15 protein-coding genes and 1 pseudogene are annotated in these 20,047 nt (G+C 58.6%); 11 read left to right on the top strand and 5 right to left on the bottom strand.

Translation table 11 applies throughout. From position 1 onward, the window contains the following. The 3 genes and pseudogenes from CKW38_RS17710 to CKW38_RS17700 form a co-directional block, all read right to left on the bottom strand. Positions 1 to 471, bottom strand: a pseudogene (locus CKW38_RS17710) (hypothetical protein); the annotation flags it as partial. A gap of 214 nt (positions 472 to 685) precedes the next feature. Beyond that, positions 686 to 4,624, bottom strand: coding sequence for an Ig-like domain repeat protein (locus tag CKW38_RS17705; RefSeq protein ID WP_141232672.1), 3,939 nt, complete (start codon positions 4,622 to 4,624; stop codon positions 686 to 688). 180 nt (positions 4,625 to 4,804) lie between these two features. Continuing rightward, on the bottom strand, positions 4,805 to 5,752 hold the full coding sequence (locus CKW38_RS17700) for a transporter (protein ID WP_095113412.1): 948 nt from the start codon (positions 5,750 to 5,752) through the stop codon (positions 4,805 to 4,807). Between the two features lie 211 nt (positions 5,753 to 5,963). Between CKW38_RS17700 and CKW38_RS17695 the strand changes: the two genes are divergently transcribed. The 11 genes from CKW38_RS17695 to CKW38_RS17645 all read left to right on the top strand — a co-directional run bounded on the left by CKW38_RS17695 (position 5,964) and on the right by CKW38_RS17645 (position 17,177). Beyond that, positions 5,964 to 7,061, top strand: coding sequence for an AraC family transcriptional regulator (locus CKW38_RS17695; RefSeq protein WP_095113411.1), 1,098 nt, complete (start codon positions 5,964 to 5,966; stop codon positions 7,059 to 7,061). Between the two features lie 580 nt (positions 7,062 to 7,641). Beyond that, positions 7,642 to 8,529, top strand: a complete 888-nt coding sequence (locus CKW38_RS17690; protein ID WP_095113410.1) for a Dyp-type peroxidase — start codon at positions 7,642 to 7,644, stop codon at positions 8,527 to 8,529. Positions 8,530 to 8,540: 11 nt separating this feature from the next. Continuing rightward, a complete protein-coding gene (locus CKW38_RS17685; protein WP_095113409.1) occupies positions 8,541 to 9,506 on the top strand; it encodes a Gfo/Idh/MocA family protein in 966 nt (321 codons plus the stop codon). A 183-nt stretch (positions 9,507 to 9,689) separates the two neighbouring features. Beyond that, positions 9,690 to 10,457 (top strand): GntR family transcriptional regulator, encoded by a 768-nt coding sequence (locus tag CKW38_RS17680; RefSeq protein WP_095113408.1) that lies wholly within the window; start codon positions 9,690 to 9,692, stop codon positions 10,455 to 10,457. Beyond that, complete coding sequence (locus tag CKW38_RS17675; protein ID WP_095113407.1) at positions 10,454 to 12,184, top strand: fumarate reductase/succinate dehydrogenase flavoprotein subunit; 1,731 nt, start codon at positions 10,454 to 10,456, stop codon at positions 12,182 to 12,184. The genes CKW38_RS17680 and CKW38_RS17675 overlap by 4 nt, the downstream gene beginning before the upstream one ends. 27 nt (positions 12,185 to 12,211) lie before the next feature. Continuing rightward, entirely contained in the window at positions 12,212 to 12,457 is a 246-nt protein-coding gene (locus CKW38_RS17670; RefSeq protein ID WP_003225615.1) for a ferredoxin family protein, read from the top strand. A gap of 211 nt (positions 12,458 to 12,668) precedes the next feature. Beyond that, positions 12,669 to 14,093: an ABC transporter substrate-binding protein gene (locus tag CKW38_RS17665; RefSeq protein ID WP_176472342.1), complete on the top strand. Its 1,425-nt coding sequence runs from the start codon at positions 12,669 to 12,671 to the stop codon at positions 14,091 to 14,093. A 222-nt stretch (positions 14,094 to 14,315) separates the two neighbouring features. After that, positions 14,316 to 15,095, top strand: coding sequence for an ABC transporter permease (locus tag CKW38_RS17660; RefSeq protein ID WP_095113405.1), 780 nt, complete (start codon positions 14,316 to 14,318; stop codon positions 15,093 to 15,095). Further along, complete coding sequence (locus tag CKW38_RS17655) at positions 15,095 to 15,943, top strand: ABC transporter ATP-binding protein (protein ID WP_095113404.1); 849 nt, start codon at positions 15,095 to 15,097, stop codon at positions 15,941 to 15,943. Before CKW38_RS17660 ends, CKW38_RS17655 begins: the two co-directional genes overlap by 1 nt. Further along, positions 15,940 to 16,902: a HEAT repeat domain-containing protein gene (locus tag CKW38_RS17650; protein WP_095113403.1), complete on the top strand. Its 963-nt coding sequence runs from the start codon at positions 15,940 to 15,942 to the stop codon at positions 16,900 to 16,902. Before CKW38_RS17655 ends, CKW38_RS17650 begins: the two co-directional genes overlap by 4 nt. Continuing rightward, a complete protein-coding gene (locus tag CKW38_RS17645; RefSeq protein WP_095113402.1) occupies positions 16,899 to 17,177 on the top strand; it encodes a DUF971 domain-containing protein in 279 nt (92 codons plus the stop codon). Before CKW38_RS17650 ends, CKW38_RS17645 begins: the two co-directional genes overlap by 4 nt. 123 nt (positions 17,178 to 17,300) lie before the next feature. Here the strand turns inward: CKW38_RS17645 and CKW38_RS17640 are convergent, their stop codons facing one another. Both CKW38_RS17640 and CKW38_RS17635 read right to left on the bottom strand, forming a co-directional pair. Next, a complete protein-coding gene (locus CKW38_RS17640) occupies positions 17,301 to 18,959 on the bottom strand; it encodes a phosphoethanolamine transferase (protein WP_095113401.1) in 1,659 nt (552 codons plus the stop codon). Between the two features lie 211 nt (positions 18,960 to 19,170). Further along, positions 19,171 to 19,908 (bottom strand): TorF family putative porin, encoded by a 738-nt coding sequence (locus CKW38_RS17635; RefSeq protein ID WP_095113400.1) that lies wholly within the window; start codon positions 19,906 to 19,908, stop codon positions 19,171 to 19,173. Between the last annotated feature and the right edge of the window lie 139 nt (positions 19,909 to 20,047).

The following is a 20,047-nucleotide window of genomic DNA, read 5'->3' as shown; positions in this document are numbered from 1 at the left end:
GTCGACACCGTCGCGCACCACATCCGGCGGATCGAAGGCCATGGTCAGTTCGGAGTGGCCGTAGTCGGGATTAAGATCCTGACCACCGGGTAGTTCGAGTTTGACGACGAACTTGATCGTCGGTCCTTGCTCGAAGTTCTGCCCGAACCGCTTGATCTGATAGGACAGCTCCCAGTCGCCGCTGAGCAAACGCTCGGGCGCGACGAAGAGGGTGACGTGCTTGTCCACCTCGATGTCTTCGGTAATGGTCTTCTGCGCGACCATGGTGGTGCCCAGGTACAACTTGCAGTTGTCGTTCTTGCTCATGTTGTTCCAGGCGGGCACCTGGATCTTCAGCCCCTTGTCGGGGTAGGTAAGTCGTGCAGCGGCGAGGTTGACGCCCCACGTGCCGTTCTTGAGGTCTCGGCCACCGGGGATTTCCGGATCGAGCAGGGACAGTACCGAGATTTGTTTGCGCGGTTGGACGAGCATGACGGGCACTCCTGCCTAGGGTGGGGCGATGGAGTGATTAGGGGATAAAACCGGGAAAAGCGCACCTGTCAGATCTGACAGGTGTGTGCGGATTTCTGACGGGCGGTAGCAAGATCGCAATCTTTCAAACAACGTTTATTACTTCATCGTTCTTATAAAGCAACGGACAAATGAATGCTCATTTGTCCGTTGTGCTTTCCAGTGATGTGTTTAATCAGGTCCGCAGCAGAACGCCGATACACCCCACTCTGCCGTTGTCATTTGACCCATAAACAACCCCGTCTCCCGGGCGTAGCAACCAGTGGGATCCCCATTGGTGTCTATCGGCTACCCAGTAGAAGTCATAGGAATATCCCCCCGGATCCCCTCCGTACACTGAGCGCAAATTGTTGTAATCGCCAATGGCTGGAAATTGGCCTCCAGCGTTGTTCACAGTTGCTGACATGGTTCCCAGGTTATGGCGTCCGCCCCCGTAATTGGCGATATACCAGACGTTTTGAACAGAAACAGAATACGACGCCGTAGATCCTCGACTATCTGTAACGATCACGCGAGCACCGCCATTTCGTACACCAATCACTCTCCCTGTTGAAGCGTCGACCTGGAGATAGGCTGTATTGTCAGTGCTATAGCGATAGGGCGGTATGCCACCGCTGGCGCCTCGAGTTAGATAGGCTCCAGCGGGAGGATTGGTCACGGGTCTGTTGGTATGTCTGACCATGTATCCACTGAGATAAGCGGTGGATGTGTCAATGTACAACGGTGGTATTGGATCTCTTCTGAAATTTCGGGTATTGGATTGTTGGTTCGTCGACAGCGCTTTGACGTACACCGCATGTTCACCAGTATCAATCGCAAGACTGGTTGTCCAGGCACCGTTTTGGCCGGTAGGCACGATCTGTTTCCCACCTCCGTTGTCGTAAACCTGTACGTCATATAAGGGTGTGAACCGGCCCGTCAGAGTGACCGAACTGTCATAGGTTCTTCCTCCCTCCGCCAGTTCACCACCCGAGTGCCTGATTGAGGTCAGCGTTATTGCGTCGTGCGGCTTGATAGTAAAGTTATGAGCTGGGGACTCCAACTGATCACCATAAATCGCTCTGGCTTTGAGGGAGTATGTTGTACCCGTCAGATCAGTCAGAGTGATTGCGCCGGCGCCATCACCGTCGAGGGAAATAGGCAAGCCAATAGCATTGGTGCCATTGTAAAGCTGCACCGATTGATTCGGATCTGCTGAGACGGCCACTGCAATTTCGGTATCGTAGGTTGTTCCGTTATTGGCGACCGGCCCCAGTGAGTCATTGACTGCGGTAATACTGGGCCGGGTGGCGATACCAATGGTGAACGTTCTTGGCCGACTGATTGGCGGGTCGGCATCATACAAGGCCTCGACCGTTATGCTCTGCAAGCCTTCGAGCAAATTACCGGTAATCAATTCCCAGGTCCCGGGAGCGATGACATCGACTATGTCTTGTGGGGCGCTGTTGATCATGACACGGACTTTTTCCCCCCGAGTGGCGGTACCCTGAATTTTCACGCGTTTATCGTAGGTCACGGTCGCTTCTGGAATCTCCTTGTCTTGTGGATCTTTCACACTGGTGATGATCGGTGTTACGTAGTCGTAGCGTGTGCGTATCGTCAAAGGCAGGTTCGGAAATTCGACTGCTGCGTCCTCACTGCCATTGAATATCACCGAGCATGTCACGGTGGCTGGAGAGCTGTGGAGCAACTTCAGTAAATCGGACCTGAGCAACGGTTCATTAAGCCCGGTGATGGCTTGTTGCTTGCTGATTTTATGTGTTTTGAGCACTTCGATGATGTGGACGCCGGTACTGGCACGACCTACAACATTGAGATCCACGACTTGCCCTTCGGCAATGAAGGGCCACGGTTTGACCAGAATACTGGCGTCGCCGCTGAACTCCATCAGATCCAGAACGGCATTGACGGCTTGCGGAACTTCGGGCGCAGGCAAGTCTTTTTCCGGATCCTGAAAACCCAGAATATTCAGCGGCAATTCCTCTGATTGCGTCCATAACTTATGGCGCTGCACAGCGTATTTGACCGATACAGTGCTCAGGATGTTGGCACCCACCACAGAGGCGGGCAGGTGGAAGGTAACAGTACCGTCAGCTTCGGCGGGTTTTTCGAGGTCCTCCGATGTTCCGGAGCCGGGCGTACCTGTCCATAACAGACGTAACTGATCCAGCTTCTCATCCATGGTGTCGTAGCTGCATTCGACATCGACACCGTTGAGCGCATCCATCGGATCGAGGGTGTTGTCGGAGGCCTGGATGACCACAGGCGGAAGCAGTCGACCCAGCGGTACCCCGACGATTACCCGAAACGGTGCAGAATAACTGTATTTCCCGGTGGCGGCGTGCAGCAGGGTGTAAATCACGGTGACCGGAAAGCCGATGTTGGTCGTGACGTATTGCGCATCCACCCGAAAACGTGCGGTCTTGTCGATAGACAACTCAGTGATGGGTATGCTGCCTTTGGTTGAGCCATCAAAGGTGGAACCAATCCAGTGATAAGTCAGCGTGTCGCCCTTCATCCAATTGACCGGTTTGACCAGCACATGCGCCTGGGTATAAACCAGTGTCGGGTCGATCACGCCATCTTTGGCTTCTTCTACATCGGGGGCCGGCAGTGTGGCGGGGAGTGCGCGTACTTCGACCCGCAAAAAGTCAGACTCGCTGAGTCCATAATCGGCAGGATCGTCGTTGTACACCCGGTAATAGAGTTTGAGGCTGCCGTTGTTCAACGCGAGGATGTGCTCTTGCAACACAGTGATGTAAGTACGCTTTGCCTCCTGATCGTTACTGCTGACGTCATACAGTTCCTCATACACATAGGCACTGCCGTCTGATTTCGTGCCTTCCCAGATCATGTTGATCGTGTCACCGGTTTTAAGGCTCGGGTAGGCAATCAATACGGTCGCTGCTTTGCTGTCCCCAGGCAAAATGGCACCGATCACCTCTTCAATGATCGGCGCCGGCAACAGCGCCGGGTTGCCGATTACCTTGACGAAGGTGCGTTTGGAATAGAGCTTCGAGCCATCGCTTTTTTTGTGCAGTACATAGGAGCCATCAAGCGTTCCGGTGGCGAAGAGACTGACAAATGCGAAAGGGATCGGGAACTCAAGAATATAAGGCAGATTGCCGACAGTGACTTCCTCGGTCAGTGTGCGAGGCGCGGTTCCGGTGCTCCCGACACCAGCGACATTGATCACGATCGTGTCGCCCGTGGTGAACTCTTTATTGGTTTCGAGCCGGATCAGCAGGTTGGTCGCCTGATGGTCCAGTCGATCGAGATGGAGTTCACCTTCATCGGCATCTTCGAAAATGGCCGGGTCCAATCGAACAGCGCCGCCATCTACCTGAACCGTAGTCTCCTTCGACCATTTCTCGCACCAGTTCCAGACCTCATCATGGATTTCGTACCTGATCGGCAACGAATTGCTATCGCCAGCGGTCAGGATGTCGCCGGGCGACGCGGTGATGACAATTTCTTGAGTGCCGTCGGCCTCGGCTTCTGTAACTACGTGCGGGGTCAGAAGAACACTGCCCCAGCGCACCCAGATGACATCGCGCACCGTCATCTCTCGATAGTGCTTGATGGTCATGGGCACACCCTTGCTCGACCACTCTTTGCTGACACCATTGTCGATGACATCCTGTGGCAACCCGACCAGATCGAGGTGTGAGTGCCAGGGAAAATGCTGCTCCTCATCCTCGCCGGCGGGCAAATTCAATTTGACCAACAGCGTCAATACGGCGGAGGGATTGTCAGGGAGTGGTTCGCCTGAACGGGTCACCTGGCAATAACACTCGGAGTAACCGGGGGCAATTTCAGTGGTCGGGAGAAAGAAGAACAATCTTTCATTGACATCTTCGAGCTTGATTTTCAGTTCGTGGATGACGTTGTCGTTCCAGAAAATCTCGATTTCATCGCCAGCCCCCATCCCGGGGTATGGGTCGATAACACTGAAGATGCCAGCCTCGTAGTTTTCGAACGTTGCCAGGTTGATACCGCCGTCGCCATTCACAACCGGCTGAGTCATGTCAGCGATGTACAGCGGATAGATTTGCAACGGTGTGACGGATAAATCTCTGCGTGGGGGAAGCCGAAAAAGTCTGAAAGAAGTCATGAGCAATACCGCCTGAAAGGGAAAAACGGGTGATTCCCTTTTAGCCCCAGTCATCGTTCATTAACTACTGTCAGATCTGACAGGGGGAAGTGGTTTTCAGACGGACGGTCAGGTGCGGGGTGATTCTGTTTATTGGGCGCCCGTCTGAGCACTGTTCGCTTTTGAACGCAATCTGGCGGGTCAAAAGGCGTACGGAATACTCACCTTCGCCCACAACATTTCCCCCTCCGGCCGGTTCTCCACATCAAATTCCTTGGCCCAGCGAATCTCCGCACTGGCGTACTTGAGAAACGTGAAGTGCAGCGCCGGGCCAATCGCGAACACCTTGCCGCGCACGCCGTCATCGACGTCCTGCCCGGCGAACTGCACGGTGTGGCCGAACTGTTTGTCGTCGGTGGTTTGCTTGAGGAAGTAGCCGTTGACGCCGAGCATCAGGTCGTCGGTGATCTTGTAGCTGGCCGAGTAATCGAAGTGGAAGATCTGCCCGGACTTGTAGTCAGTGTCTTTGTTCTTCTCGTTGAAGCTGTAGGTGGTCTTCATCGAGACTTCGGTGTGTTCAGTCGGCAGCCAGGTGAACGAGAACAGCGGCTTGTAGGTGTAGAAATTGTTGCTGGTGTTGGCCAGTCGATCGACGCTGTATTCGCCGGTGGGCACGGTGATCTCCACGGCGGCGCCGAGGGTCAGGTTCTTGCCCATGTCCCACAGAATGATCGGCGCGATGGTGGTATCGCCCATGCCTTCGCGGGTGTCGCTCAAACCGAACACCGAGACTTCCTGCTTCAACCACGGCTGGGCGATGTAACCGGCCAGGCGTCCGCCGAATATCCGCACCGGGCTTAGATAATCGAGGCGCGGAATCACTGCAGTGGATTCGATTTCGACATTCGGCACCTTGCCGCCTAACGAGCTGATATTGAGCTTTCGCGATTTGTAATGGTTGTAGTAGAGGTTGAACGCGACCATGTTCTCCGGAAGGCTGTCGACTTCCAGCGGCAGCATAAAAAAGCCGTCGGTGCCGGTGCCGATGTTGTCGACCCCGGCTTCGGTGGCAAGGGCGGGCAACGTCAGGGTGCAACCCGCGATGAAAAGGGCGAGCGGCAAGATGGATGTTGCACGGTTCTGGCTCATGACTGTCCTCATTATTATTGTGATTGGGACCTGGTACCGGTCGCTCGCAGCGCCGGTACGCTAGAAATAAGCGTTTGGCGTACGTTGGGGCAGGGTTTTGGCGGACACCGAGGGGGGCATCTGCGGACAGTCCGTAAACCTTGTGCTAACTTCCATCGACACAACCGGTTACAAAAATAACAATCAAGCGTGATCCGGAATGTCAGCCCCCATGAACGTAAAAGTCCAAGACCCGACCTTCGAACTGGCGCTGGTCTCGCCGTTCCTCCTGCAAACCCTCGCCGAAGTCGTGCAGAACAGGGGCATCGATTCCCAGAGCCTGTGCCGTGGGCTGGGTTTTACCCTTGAAGACCTGCAGGATCCGGCGCAGCGGATTTCCTATCGCCAAGCCGTAGCGATGATTCAGCGCGCACTTAAAGTGCTGCCTAATCAGGGCTTGGGCCTGTGGGTCGGGGCGCAGAACGTGCTCGGCACGTTGGGCCTGCTCGGGCATGTGCTGTCGCTGTGCAAGACCTTGCGTGATGCTTTTGCGTTGGGCATTCGGCATCAGCACACCTCGGGCGGCATCGTGGTGTCGAGCGTCGATGTGGTCGGTGGCCAGGTGCATCTCGATGCTGAATGCCGCTTGCCGTTCGCTGATGTGCAGGTGTTCGCAGTCGAGGAGTTTTTCGCCAGTCTGCTGGTATACGGTCGCGCGCTGGCAGGGGCTGAGTTCAAGGCGATTGCCGTGGAGTTCGTGCACGCCGCGCCGGATTATCTGAGCGAATACCACCGCCTGCTGGGGCCGGATGTGCGCTTCGGTTGCCTGCACAATCGCATGCTGATCGATGGGCAATGGCTGGATGTGAATCTGCCCAATCATCATTCGCTGGCGTTGCGTCAGGCGGTGGCATTGCTGGAGCTGGAAGCGGCGCAGGTGCATCAGAAGCTTGATCTGATTCAGGCTGTGGAACGGGCGATTGCGCGGGATCTGAGTAGTGGCAGTCACATTGAAAAGATTGCTGGTGATTTGAATATGAGCAGCCGCACCTTGCGCCGGCGGTTGACTGAGCATGCGCTGACGTTCGAGGCGTTGCTGGAGCAGGTGCGGCAGGCGCGGACCCTGAGTTTGCTGGCCAATCCTGATATGCCGATCGAGCGGATTACCGAAGAGGTGGGCTACAGCGATGTGCGCAGTTTTCGCCGAGCGTTCAAGCGTTGGACGGGGCTGAGCCCTAGCGCCTGGCGTAATGACGCCAACCCTCACCCCAGCCCTCTCCCGGAGGGAGAGGGAGCCGACCGTAGTGTCTTGAGTCATGCATCGACCTGAAAGATCTGTGTCGATTATGGATTCACCGATGCGCGCTTATTTCGCTGTCTCACCTCGATCATTCCCTCACCCCAGCCCTCTCCCAGAGGGAGAGGGGGCCGACCGAGGTGTCTTGCGAGTTACATCGACTTGAAGGATCGCGTCGATCACGGATTCAAAGATGCACGCTCATTTCGCTGTCTCACCTCGATCATTCCCTCACCCCAGCCCTCTCCCGGAGGGAGAGGGCGCCGACCGAGGTCTTGCGAGTTACATCGACCTGAAGGATCGCGTCGATCATGGATTGACAGGTGCACGCTCATTTCGCTGTCTCACCTCGATCATTCCCTCACTCCAGCCCTCTCCCGGAGGGAGAGGGGGCCGACCGTAGTGTCTTGAGTCATGCATCGACCTGAAAGATCTTGTGTCGATTATGGATTCACCGATGTACGTTCAAGTCGGTGTAGATCTTTAATATCCCCGAATCAGTTCCCTCTCCCTCTGGGAGAGGGCTAGGGTGAGGGGCTTTTGACTTGCGTCCAAACCCCCACAAACCTTCCGGTCACAGGTAAACTCCCGCGCACTTTCCCAAGGAGTTCACATGAGTTACTACCAGCCGGGCATTCTCGCCACCCCAGTTCCTGCGCAAGCACGTCATCTGTTTTTCGCCCTTGAGTCGGTGGAAGCGCTGCCGCAGGCGATCGACAACCTGATCAATCAGGTAGACGGCCAGTCGGCGGTGGTCGGTTTCGGCGAATCCCTGGCCAAGGCCCTCAACGTGCAGATCGACGGCCTGCGCAGCTTTCCGGCCATGACTGGCGTTGGCGTCGAAAACCCGTCGACCCAGCACGCACTGTGGGTGTGGCTGCACGGCGTCGACCGTGGTGAACTGCTCAACCGCTGCAACGCCCTCGAGGCCGCACTGGCCCCGGCCCTGCGTCTGGTCGAGATGCAGGAAGCCTTCCGCCACAAGGACGGCCACGACCTCACCGGTTACGAAGACGGCACCGAAAACCCGCACGACGAAGCGGCCATCGCCGCCGCCCTGCAAAGCGCAGGCGCTGACGGTATGGTCGGTGGCAGCTTCGCCGCGATCCAGCAGTGGCAGCACGACCTCAAGGGTTTCCACAAACTGTCCGCCGACGACAAAGACAACATCATGGGCCGTCGCCTCAGCGACAACGAAGAGATCGACGACGCCCCGGTCTCCGCCCACGTCAAACGCACCGCGCAGGAAAGCTTTGCGCCGGAAGCCTTCGTCGTGCGTCGTTCGATGCCGTGGATCGAAGGTGATCGCGCCGGCCTGATGTTCCTTGCTTTTGGTTTCTCACTGGATGCCTTCGAAGCGCAACTGCGCCGTATGAGTGGTCTGGAAGACGGCATCACCGATGGTCTGTATCGCATCAGCCGCCCGATCACTGGCGGCTACTACTGGTGCCCGCCGCTGAAGGACGGTCACCTCGATCTGCGCGCCTTGCGCATCGGCTAAAAGGAATGAACATGGACGTGGTGCGCTGGGGCATGATCGGTTGTGGCAGCGTCGCTGAACGCAAGAGCGGGCCGGCCTTCTACAAAGCGCCCGGTTCGGCGCTGGTGGCGGTGATGGGCCGACGCCTCGAAGCGGTGACCGATTACGCCGCGCGCCACGGCATCGCGCGGGTCTACACCGATGTGGATGCGCTGATCAACGATCCCGAGGTGGACGCGGTGTACATCGCCACGCCACCCGACAGCCACCACGCCTACAGCCTGAAAGTCGCCGCCGCCGGCAAACATTGCTGCGTGGAAAAACCGATGGCGCTGAATGCCGGACAAAGTCGCGAGATGCAGCAGGTGTTTGCCGAGGCCGGATTGCACTTGTTTGTGTCCTACTATCGCCGTTCGTTGCCGCGTTTTGCGCAGGTGCGGCAATGGTTGGCGGAGGGGCGCATCGGTGAGGTTCGGCACTTGAGCTGGACGCTGACCAAGGCACCTTCGCCGGTGGATCTGGACGGTCGCGACAATTGGCGCACGGATCCGGCGGTGGCCGGTGGCGGTTACTTTGCCGATCTGGCCAGTCATGGCTTTGACCTGTTCCAGTATCTGCTTGGCGACATCGTCGAGGTCGCCGGATTCACCGCGCGTCAGGCCGGGTTGTACGCGGCAGAGGATGCGGTCAGCGCCAGTTGGCGGTTCGCCTCCGGGGCGCTGGGCATGGGTTGCTGGAGCTTTGTTGCGGATCGGCGTGAGGATCGGGTCGAGATCATCGGCAGCCTCGGGCGGATCGGTTTTTCGGTGTTTGATGAGCATTCTGTGCAGCTGCATGCGGATGAAGTCGTCAGCCTGGACATCCCTCATCACGAAAACATCCAGTGGCATCACGTATTGGGCATGAATGCGCATATTCGTGGTGATTCACAACACCCTGCAGTCGCCGAACAAGCGCTCAAGACCGACTGGGTCATGGACCAGATCCTCAAACGTTAAGATCAATAGATCGCAGCTTTCGGCAGCTCCTACATGAAACCGCGATCCCCTGTAGGAGCTGCCGAAAGCTGCGATCTTTTGATTTTCAACACCGAATCTAAGGTTATGCCCAAACAATATTTCTAACCTTGTCATAACAACTCTAAGATCACGTCATAACTCGTTATGACAAGTGATCCCGCGATGACCGATAACGTTCTCTCTCTTAGCCCGCTCTCCTTATCAAGTGTCCCGCTGCACACCCAACTGCGCGACGTTCTCCGTGCGCGCATTCTCGACGGCGAATACCCGCAAGACAGCCAGATGCCCTCCGAAAGCGAACTCGGCGCGCTGTTCAAAGTCAGCCGCATCACCGTGCGCCAGGCGCTTGGCGATCTGCAAAAGGAAGGGCTGATCTTCAAGATCCACGGCAAAGGCACCTTCGTCGCCAAGCCGAAAACCTTTCAGAACGTCAGCAGCCTGCAAGGCCTCGCCGAGTCGATGACCGGGCGTGGCTACGAGGTGATCAACCGCCTGCGCAGCTTCAAATTCATCCCCGCTGACAAGCGCGTCGCCCAGCGTTTGCAGGTCGCCGAGGGCGAAATCGTCGCGCAGATCAAACGCGTGCGCCTGATCAATCGCGAGCCGATCTCGCTGGAAATCACCTACCTGCCGAAAGCCGTCGGCGAGCGCCTGGAGAAGGCCGATCTGGTCACCCGCGACATCTTCCTGATTCTCGAAAACGACTGCGGCATCGCCCTCGGCCACGCCGATCTGGCCATCGACGCGGTGCTGGCCGACAGCGACCTGACCCAGGCGCTGAACGTCGAGGCCGGCTCGCCGATCATGCGCATCGAACGTTTGACCCACGACGCGCAAGGCCAGCCGCTGGACTTCGAACACCTTTATTACCGTGGCGATGCGTTTCAGTACCGCCTGCGGATTGACCGGCAAAAAGGGGAGCAGGCATGACCCGCAACGTGCTCGAACAGGAATACGACATCGTCGTCATTGGCGGCGGCACCGCCGGGCCGATGGCGGCAATCAAGGCCAAGGAAAACAACCGCGACCTGCGCGTGCTGCTGGTCGACAAGGCCAACGTCAAACGCAGCGGCGCCATCAGCATGGGCATGGACGGCCTGAACAACGCGATCATCCCCGGCCACTCGACACCGGAGCAGTACACCAAGGAAATCACCATCGCCAACGACGGCATCGTCAATCAGGCGGCGGTGTACGCCTATGCAACGCACAGCTTCGAAACCATCGAGCAACTCGACCGCTGGGGCGTGAAGTTCGAGAAGGATGAAACCGGCGATTACGCGGTGAAAAAAGTCCACCACATGGGCGCCTACGTGCTGCCGATGCCGGAAGGACACGACATCAAAAAAGTCCTCTATCGCCAATTGAAACGTGCGCGGGTGAGCATCACCAATCGTCTCGTTTGCACGCGGTTGCTGACCGACGCGGAGGGCACCGTCAACGGTGTGATGGGCTTCGATTGCCGCACCGCCGACTTTCATGTGATCAAGGCCAAAGCGGTGATCCTCGCCTGTGGCGCTGCCGGGCGTCTCGGTCTGCCGTCGTCGGGCTACCTGATGGGCACCTACGAAAACCCGACCAATGCTGGTGACGGCTACGCGATGGCCTATCACGCGGGTGCCGAACTGGCCAACCTCGAGTGCTTCCAGATCAACCCGTTGATCAAGGATTACAACGGCCCGGCCTGCGCCTACGTCACCGGTCCGCTGGGTGGCTACACCGCCAACAACAAGGGCGAACGCTTCATCGAGTGCGACTACTGGAGCGGGCAGATGATGTGGGAGTTCCACCAGGAACTGGAGAGCGGCAACGGTCCGGTGTTTCTCAAACTCGATCACCTGGCGGAAGAAACCATCCAGAACATCGAGGAAATTCTGCACAGCAACGAGCGCCCGAGCCGTGGCCAGTTCCACGCCAATCGTGGCACCGACTACCGCACGCAAATGGTCGAAATGCACATCTCCGAAATCGGCTTTTGCAGCGGCCACTCGGCGTCAGGGGTGTGGGTCAACGAGCGTGCCGAGACCTCGGTGAAAGGGCTGTACTCGGCGGGTGACATGGCCGCTGTGCCGCACAACTATATGCTCGGCGCGTTCACGTATGGCTGGTTCGCTGGGCACAACGCCGCCGACTTTGTCGCCGGGCGCGAGTTTTCCGCGCTGGATGCCGCGCAAATCGAAAAGGAAAAGGCTCGGGTCTACGCACCGCTGGATCGTGAAAACGGTCTGCCGCCAGCGCAGGTCGAGTACAAGCTGCGGCGCTTCGTCAACGACTACCTGCAACCGCCGAAAGTGACCAAAAAGATGCAGATCGGCCTGCAGCGCTTCAGCGACATCGAACGCGATCTCGAGCAGATGAAGGCCAACAACGCCCACGAACTGATGCGCGCGATGGAAACCAGCGTGATCCGCGACTGCGCGGAAATGGCCGCGCGCGCCTCGTTGTTCCGCGCCGAAAGCCGCTGGGGCCTGTACCACTATCGCGTCGATCACCCGCAACGCAACGACAGCGAATGGTTCTGCCATTGCCACCTGAAGAAGGGCGAGGACGGCCAGATGACCAGTTTCAAGAAAGCCGTCGAGCCTTACATCATCCCGCTCGATGCCGAGGAAATGCAGGCTTACGACCGTTTGCGGGTCGGCGCTTTCGCCGCTTGATACATCAATAACCAGAGAGCCCGAACCATGGCCTATCAAGCTCAGGAAATCTTCTTCCGCTCCAACGCCCCCGTCACCGTGGACGAGGACAAATGCATCGCCGAAAAGGGCTGCACCGTGTGCGTGGATGTCTGCCCGATGGACTTGCTGGCGATCAATCCGGCGACGCAAAAGGCCTATATGGCGTTCGATGAATGCTGGTACTGCATGCCGTGCGAGAAGGATTGCCCGACGGGTGCCGTCAAAGTCGACATCCCCTATCTCCTGCGTTGAAACCCGATCCCCTGTAGGAGTGAGCCTGCTCGCGATAGCGGTGTCTCAGTCAGCACATCAACATCTGGAAAACCGCTATCGCGAGCAGGCTCACTCCTACATTTGGAACTGTGACAACCCAAAGCCATCCGGAAACACCCGGACGCTGGATTCACCGATAACCCCTCGTTTCCCACCGCGCCCTGATCGCGGCGGAGACGAACTCAAATAAATGATTCGAGGGGAAACACTCATGTTGCGTGCAGCAATCGCCGGTCTGGTACTGGCTTCGTTCACCGTGTCGGCCTCGGCCGAAACCATCCGCATCGCCATCGGCACCCAGGACACCACCATCAACTGCGCCGCTGGCGGGCTGTTGATTCGTGAACTCGGCCTGCTCGACAAATACCTGCCCCACGACGGCACCTACAAAGACGCGAAGTACGATGTTCAGTGGAAAAACTTCACCAGCGGCGCGCCACTGACCAACGAAATGGTTGCCGGCAAACTCGACTTCGGCGCCATGGCCGATTTCCCCGGTGCGTTCAACGGTGTTGCGTTCGAAACCGCCGGCAAACACAGCCTGTTCATCAGCGTGCTCTCGGGCAGTATCAAGGGCAGCGGCAACGGCATCGTCGTGCCGAGCGCGTCGGGCGTGCAGGCGCTGAGCGAACTCAAGGGCAAGACGATTTCCGTGCCGTTCGCCTCCACCGCCCACGGCATGTTGCTGCGTGCGGTGGCGGCGCAGGGCTGGGATCCGCTCAAGGACGTGAACATCATCGCCCAGCCGCCGGAAGTCGCCGGCTCGGCGTTGCAGGCCGGCAAGATCGACGCTCACGCCGATTTCGTGCCGTTCGCCGAACTGTTCCCGAGCCGAGGCTTCGCACGCAAGATCTACGATGGCGCCCAGGCCAATGCGCCGACGTTCCATGGTGCACTGGTGGATCAGGCCTATGCGAAGAAGTACCCGGAGATTGTTGTCGCTTATCTGCGAGCGAGTATCGAGGCCAATCAACTGCTCGCTGCCGAGCCTGAGAAGTACAGCGAGCTGATCGCCAAAGTCACCGGTGTCGATGCCGAGGTGAATTATCTGTTCCACGGTCCGCTTGGCGTGCAGACCCGCGACCTGAGCTGGAAGCCGGAATATCGTCAGGCGGTTGGCACGGCTATCGACACGTTGAAGCTGCTGAAGAAGGCTGATCGCGGGCTCGATCTGAATACCTTCATTGACGATCAATACATTCGTGCGGCGTTCAAGGCGTCGGGTCTGGATTACACGGCGCAGTTGGCCAACTACGCGCAGACGCCGCTGAAGGCTACGGATGCCGCAACCGGTAACGCAATCACCGACTTCAGCCATGTTGCGGAAATCTGGGTGCGCGGTGAGGACAAAGTCCGCCGCTATGCCTCGGCCGAGTCTGCCTTCACTGCACTGGCGGCTTTGAAGCAGGAAGGCAAAAACGTCCGTGCGGTGTATGCGCAAGCCAGTGACAGCGGGATCAAGCTGCTCGCGGACCAGGCGTGGTTTGCCAGTGATTCGAAAGGGCGCCTGAGCGCGTTTTTGCTCAAGGGTCAGGCCCAGCAATATGCCTCGGCGCAGGGTGGCAAGGTCCTCGATTTCAGCGATGCCACTGCCCAGGCGGTTGCTGCCCGCTGACTCAAGTTGAAGAGCCCCTCACCCTAGCCCTCTCCCGGAGGGAGAGGGGACTGACCGAGGTGTTTGGGCAAGGTACACCGACCGGAAATACCGAGCCGAACTCAGGCTTGAAAGGCATGAAGATCGGCTCCCTTTCCGCCTCGCCCCCCTTGGGGGGAGAGGGCTGGGGTGAGGGGGGTAAATCTCAGCCACAACACAGATCCAGAACTGGAAACCCGCTCCATGAAAACACCCATCCGCTGGACATCAAGAGCCGCATCCTTGCTGCTCTGTCTGCTGTTCTGGCAACTCGCCGCCAGCCACCACTGGAACCTCGGCCTCGTCACCTTCGCCAACGTGCCAACACCCTTGGCCGTCATCGAAGCTGCACTGGGTCTCGGCGACTCCGGCAAGCTCCTGCAACACCTGATCGCCAGCCTCAGCCGCGTGTTCGCCGGTTACCTCGCCGCACTGCTGATCGGCATCGCCCTCGGTCTGGCCATCGGCCGCTCGAAATGGGCCGAAGACCTGCTGCTGCCACCACTGGAAGTCCTGCGCCCAATCCCAGCAGTCGCATGGATTCCATTGGCGATCCTGATGTTTCCATCCTCTGAACTGTCGATGGTCTTCATCACCTTCACCGGCGCACTGTTCCCGATCCTGCTCAACACCGTGCACGGCGTCGAGGGCGTCGACCCACGACTGATCGCCTCGGCGAAAAGCCTCGGGGCAGGGCGCCGGGCGATCCTGCTGGAGGTGATTCTCCCAGGCGCGGCACCCAGCATCATCACGGGGCTGGCGATCGGCATGGGCACGTCGTGGTTCTGTCTGGTGACGGCGGAAATGATCTCCGGCCAGTTCGGCATCGGTTACTACACCTGGGAGTCCTACACCATTCAGAACTACGCCGACATCGTTGTCGGCATGCTGCTGATCGGCGTATTGGGCATGGGCAGCAGTCTGCTGATCAAACGCCTGGGCGGGCTGTTCACGCCTTGGCATCGACCGCGAGGAAAAGCCTGATGAGCGTGATGCAAACCCCGGAAGGGCGGATCGACATCCGCCAGTTGTCCATCGTTCTCGGCGCAGGGCGTGAGGCGTTCGAAGCGGTGCGCGAACTCGATTGCCAGATCGAACCCGGCCAGTTCGTCTGTATTCTCGGCCCGTCCGGTTGTGGCAAATCGACCTTGCTCGGCGCTCTGGCCGGGCATTTGAGCGCTCACGCCGGGAGCCTGAAAGTCGATGGCGCGGCGGTGTCCGGCCCGTCACCGCAGCGCGGCATGGTGTTTCAGCACCACACGCTGTTTCCGTGGCGCACGGTGCGTGACAACGTGGCTTTCGGCCTGAAAATGCGTGGCATCGGCAAGGCTGAGCGCCATCGCGCCGCTGACGAAATCCTCAAACTGGTCGGCCTCGAAGGTTTCGCCGAACGCTGGCCCGATCAGCTCTCCGGTGGCATGCAGCAACGCGTCGAGATCGCCCGCGTGCTGGTCAATCGCCCGCGCCTGTTGCTGATGGATGAGCCGTTCGGCGCGCTGGATGCCTTGACCCGCCTGAACATGCAAGAACTGCTGCTGGACATCTGGACGCGGATTCGCACCACCGTGGTCTTCGTTACCCACGATATCGACGAGGCGCTGTTCCTCGCTGACCGCTTGCTGGTGATGAGTGCGCGGCCGGGGCGAATCATTGAAGACTTGCGTCTGGACTTCGCCCGACCACGCACCAGCGAACTGGTCACCAGCCCCGAGTTCTCCCGGCTCAAACGCCACTGCCTCGACCTGCTGCGCCACGACAACGACCGACCGCTGCCGCGCCTCAATCCGCTCGGCCTGCCTCTTGAAAACCCTTTGCCGCGATTTGCCCTATGACCTCTATTTTTGCTGTGACCGATAACCAAGACATTCTCGATCTGCAACCGCGCCTGACTGCTGAAGATGCTGGTGTGCGGCGTATTGCGCTGATTGATCTGGCGGATCTGGAAGAGCCGGATGGCTTGCTTTGGCTGGTTGATCGCCTGAGGCAAGATCCCGCTGAAGAAGTCCGCGCCGAAGCCGCACGTTTGCTGGAAGCCTGGGAAGATGAGGCCGTCGTGCAAGCCTTGTGTGAAGCCTTGACCGACCCGTCGCCCGCCGTGCAATCGGCCGCCGCGCAGAGCCTGAGCTTGCTCAAAACGGAAGCGGCGGGGCAGGTGATTTTGCCGTGGACTGATCATGCCGACGTCAGTGTGCGTATCGCTGCGTTCCGTGCCTTGCGTGAGTTGCGTTTCGCCGACGCCGCGCCGGCTGCGGTTTCGGCGCTGAACGATGCTGACGCCAGCGTTCGTCGTGAAGCCGTGGGCGTGCTCGGCTGGCTCAAGCAACTCGACGCTTTGTCCGCCCTGGCACGATTGGCCAGCGCTGACCCGGACACCGAAGTGCGCCGTGCTGCGACTGGCGCTTTGGGACTGGCTTCCAGCGCCGAAGTGTTGCCAGCCCTGCGCCAGGCTTTGCAGGACGACGCCTGGCAAGTGCGCGAAGAAGCCGCGACGACCTTGGGCAAGGTCGGCCACATTGACGCTGGCTCTGCACTGGTCGAAGCCTTGAGCGATGACTACTGGCAAGTGCGCCTGCGCGCTACTCGCAGCCTCGGTCGTCTGCGTTTCGCACCGGCGCTGGATGCGCTGATCGACACCCTTGCTCATCGCATCAGCAACCTGCGCAAAGAGGCCGCGCTGGCCTTGGGCGAACTCAATGATCGCGGCGCCGTGGCCGCCTTGCAGGCCGCGCAGGATGACGGCGATCCGGAAGTGCGCAAAGCCGTGCGCATTGCCTTGAGTCAGTTGCAATGAACCCGCTGTCAGTCGGTAACTCGCAGAGCGAAGGCACCTTGCGTTTGAGCTGGCCGGACGGCCGCGAACAACAGCTCAACCACGCCGAACTGCGCCGCCAGTGCCCATGCTCGCAATGCCGCGCGTTTCGCCTGAAAGGCCTGACGTCCATGGTCGATGATCGCGTGCGCCTGATCGAACTCAACCCCCAGGGCTACGGCGTGCAACTGATCTTCAGCGACGGCCATCAGCGCGGCATTTACCCGTGGGCCTATCTGGCAAACCTCACCTCCTGAGAGCACCATTTACCCTGTGGGAGCTGGCTTGCCAGCGATGGCGGCTTGTCAGTCAACACAGATGCCGGATGTGCCGGCCTTATCGCTGGCAAGCCAGCTCCCACAGGGATCTTCAGTGTTTGGTTAATTCGTGGCCGTCATCGCCGGCCGGCAGCCATGAAAAATATCCAGCCCCGGCTGATACACCGACGTCTTCACCTCAAACAACCCCAGCACCGAGTGAAACAGGTTGTCGTGGCTCAAATCCGCCTGCCCGGTCTTGCCTTGCAGACACCCGCGATCAATCCCTTCACTTGCCAGCGTGCCGTCGCCAAACCACATCACCATCGGCACATGGGTCTGCGCTTCAGGTGCCAGCGCATACGGCGCGGCGTGCAGATACAAACCGTTTTCGCCCAGCGATTCACCGTGATCGGAGACGTACACCATCGACGTGTCCAGCGAGTCCTGATTACGCTTGAGCAGCTCAATCACCTTGGCGAGGAAATGGTCGGTGTAGAGAATCGTGTTGTCGTACACGTTCACCAGTTCATCGCCGCTGCAACTGCCCAACTGGTTGGTGTGGCAGATCGGTTTGAAGCGCTCCATGTCTTTCGGATAGCGCTCGTAATACTCGGGGCCGTGGCTGCCGTCGGCATGCAGGACGATGATTGCGTGGCCCTTGAGGCTGTCGATGTAGCTTTGCAGGTCGGCCAGCAGAGCTTCGTCGAGGCAGTTGTTGCCATCGCAGAACGGCCCCGGCTGGTTCTTCGCAATATCGCGATGCGGCACGCGCAGGCAGGTGCCTTTGCAGTCGCTGTTGTTGTCCAGCCACAGCACTTGCACGCCGGCGCGCTGGAGAATGTCGAGCAGGCCCTCGTAGGTTTTGCCTTTCTTGTCGCTGTAATCCTCACGCGGGAACTTCGAGAACATGCACGGCACCGAGACCGCCGTCGACGTGCCGCAGGAGTGCACCTGAGTGAAGTTGAGGATGTCCAGTTTGCTCAGTTCGGGATTGGTCTCACGCGTATAACCGTTCAGCGAAAAGTGATCGGCGCGGGCGGTTTCACCGACCACAAAGACCATCAGCGATTTCTTCTCGCGGCTGGCCGCCTTGGCGCTCATCACCGCGTCTTCGCCAATGGCCTGCACCACAAAGTGCTTTTTGATGCCCAGGCGTTGCTTGGCGTACTTGCTGATCGCGTAGATGTAGTTGGTCGGGTTGATGAAGTGGGTGAGCTTGTCTTCTTCGCGGAAGATCGGCGCGTAGGTCGAATAGAACGCGCCCACCGACGCAGCGATCACCAGCACGCAGGCGATGATCACCAACACCTTGTTGAGCAAGCCGCGAAAGAACGGCCGATAACTCACCGGCCAACGCCAGATCAATGCCGCTGGCAACACACCGAGCAGCAGCACGTAAGCCAGCAGCTTGCCGTTGAACAGCGCGGTGGCTTCGGCGGGGTTGGTTTCGAAGACATTCTGAATCATCACCGTGTCGATGGTGATGCCGTATTCGTTCATGAAATACGCGGCGCAGGCCGAGAGCAGGGCGACCACGCTGAGCAGCGGTTTCAGTGTCCAGCGAAACGACACCAGGGTCAGCAGCAGGGTGATCGCGGCCCACAAAAACAGCCCGAACGAAGCGAAAAACGCCACTTTGTGCGCGCCCTGCAGGGTGATCAGCGTGCCCAGCGCCTTCCAGGTCGCCAGGTTGTACAACGCCACCAGCGCCAGGGAAAACAGCAGCACCAGTCGGGTAGGCGTGATGGACGGTAAACGCAGTCCGTTGCCCAAAGCCATGTCAAACATTCCTCTACATGAATAGAAAGCCACGCGGTTGCGCGGGTAACTGTAGAAGAGCATTAGTAAAAAATTCGTAAACATCCTGTAACAAGTTCGACCCCCATTTCCTGTAGGAGCTGCCGAAGGCTGCGATCTTTTGATGTTGTTCTTAACATCAAGATCAAAAGATCGCAGCCTTCGGCAGCTCCTACAGAGGGATTTCGGTGGGTCAGAAGGATTTGCTGACGCTGGCGACGACGGTGGCGGTGCAGACGTCTTTGAAGCCCCAGTTGCTCAGGCATTGGCTCTGTGAGAGATCGGTGTCGATGTAGCTCAGGCCCAACACCACCCCGGCCAGATTGTGGGTGAGTTTGACTTCCCATTCGCGATAACTGTCTTCGTCCTGCCCGGACGCCGAATACAAATGCGGATCCTTGAAATCCATATTGCCGTAGCGCAGCTTCAAGCCCGAGTCGAACGGCAACTCGGTTTCATAACCGATGTAGGTGTACAGCGCGCTCTGCTTGCTATCGATCCCCGGCGCATCGTTGGAGTAGTACGCCGCCAGCTTCACCCCGTACACCCCGAGAATCCCGTAGACCTCGCTCTGGTTGAACTGGCTTTCCTTGGGGTAGGCGTATTTGATGTAGCCCAGATCGAGGCTGACCTCCTCGGTCGCCTGCCACAGCCAACCGCCGTAGTAATCGACTTCCTGGCGGGTTTTCAGGCCACCGCCGAAATCGACGTTGGAACTCCACGCGCCAAGGTACAGACCGCTGCTGTGCGCGAGGGTCAGGCCGGCCTGTGCGGCGGGGTCATTCTGGGTTTGCGAGATGCCACGGGTCCGGTAGTCGCTGGCTAAAGTGAGATCCACCAACAGCGCAAAATCATCGTTCAAGGGGATCGCAAAGCTGCTCAAGGGCAGCACGCTCAAGAAACTCAGGGCGAACAGGGGCAAGGCTTTCATGTGAAGTCCCGATGTTGTGATTGTTATGGGGGCAGGAGGTAAACCTGTAGGAGCTACCGCAGGCTGCGATCTTTTGATCTTGGTTTTTTAAAATCAAAGTCAAAAGATCGCAGCCTGCGGCAGCTCCTACATGGGGGAG

This window comes from Pseudomonas sp. Irchel 3H7, from assembly GCF_900187605.1.
GTDB lineage: Bacteria > Pseudomonadota > Gammaproteobacteria > Pseudomonadales > Pseudomonadaceae > Aquipseudomonas.
The sequence above is the reverse complement of the archived record's forward strand: the minus strand, read 5'-3'. Positions and strand labels throughout refer to the sequence as shown.

What these genes read in the sequence shown, in the direction of transcription:
- CKW38_RS17660 (WP_095113405.1), top strand. Translation starts at nt 14,316, where the DNA reads ATGAAAACACCCATCCGCTGGACATCAAGAGCCGCATCCTTGCTGCTC.
- CKW38_RS17695 (WP_095113411.1), top strand. Translation starts at nt 5,964, where the DNA reads ATGAACGTAAAAGTCCAAGACCCGACCTTCGAACTGGCGCTGGTCTCG.
- CKW38_RS17670 (WP_003225615.1), top strand. Translation starts at nt 12,212, where the DNA reads ATGGCCTATCAAGCTCAGGAAATCTTCTTCCGCTCCAACGCCCCCGTC.
- CKW38_RS17645 (WP_095113402.1), top strand. Translation starts at nt 16,899, where the DNA reads ATGAACCCGCTGTCAGTCGGTAACTCGCAGAGCGAAGGCACCTTGCGT.
- CKW38_RS17655 (WP_095113404.1), top strand. Translation starts at nt 15,095, where the DNA reads ATGAGCGTGATGCAAACCCCGGAAGGGCGGATCGACATCCGCCAGTTG.
- CKW38_RS17690 (WP_095113410.1), top strand. Translation starts at nt 7,642, where the DNA reads ATGAGTTACTACCAGCCGGGCATTCTCGCCACCCCAGTTCCTGCGCAA.
- CKW38_RS17675 (WP_095113407.1), top strand. Translation starts at nt 10,454, where the DNA reads ATGACCCGCAACGTGCTCGAACAGGAATACGACATCGTCGTCATTGGC.
- CKW38_RS17665 (WP_176472342.1), top strand. Translation starts at nt 12,669, where the DNA reads ATGATTCGAGGGGAAACACTCATGTTGCGTGCAGCAATCGCCGGTCTG.
- CKW38_RS17650 (WP_095113403.1), top strand. Translation starts at nt 15,940, where the DNA reads ATGACCTCTATTTTTGCTGTGACCGATAACCAAGACATTCTCGATCTG.
- CKW38_RS17680 (WP_095113408.1), top strand. Translation starts at nt 9,690, where the DNA reads ATGACCGATAACGTTCTCTCTCTTAGCCCGCTCTCCTTATCAAGTGTC.
- CKW38_RS17700 (WP_095113412.1), bottom strand. Translation starts at nt 5,752, where the DNA reads ATGAGCCAGAACCGTGCAACATCCATCTTGCCGCTCGCCCTTTTCATC.
- CKW38_RS17640 (WP_095113401.1), bottom strand. Translation starts at nt 18,959, where the DNA reads ATGGCTTTGGGCAACGGACTGCGTTTACCGTCCATCACGCCTACCCGA.
- CKW38_RS17705 (WP_141232672.1), bottom strand. Translation starts at nt 4,624, where the DNA reads ATGACTTCTTTCAGACTTTTTCGGCTTCCCCCACGCAGAGATTTATCC.
- CKW38_RS17635 (WP_095113400.1), bottom strand. Translation starts at nt 19,908, where the DNA reads ATGAAAGCCTTGCCCCTGTTCGCCCTGAGTTTCTTGAGCGTGCTGCCC.
- CKW38_RS17685 (WP_095113409.1), top strand. Translation starts at nt 8,541, where the DNA reads ATGGACGTGGTGCGCTGGGGCATGATCGGTTGTGGCAGCGTCGCTGAA.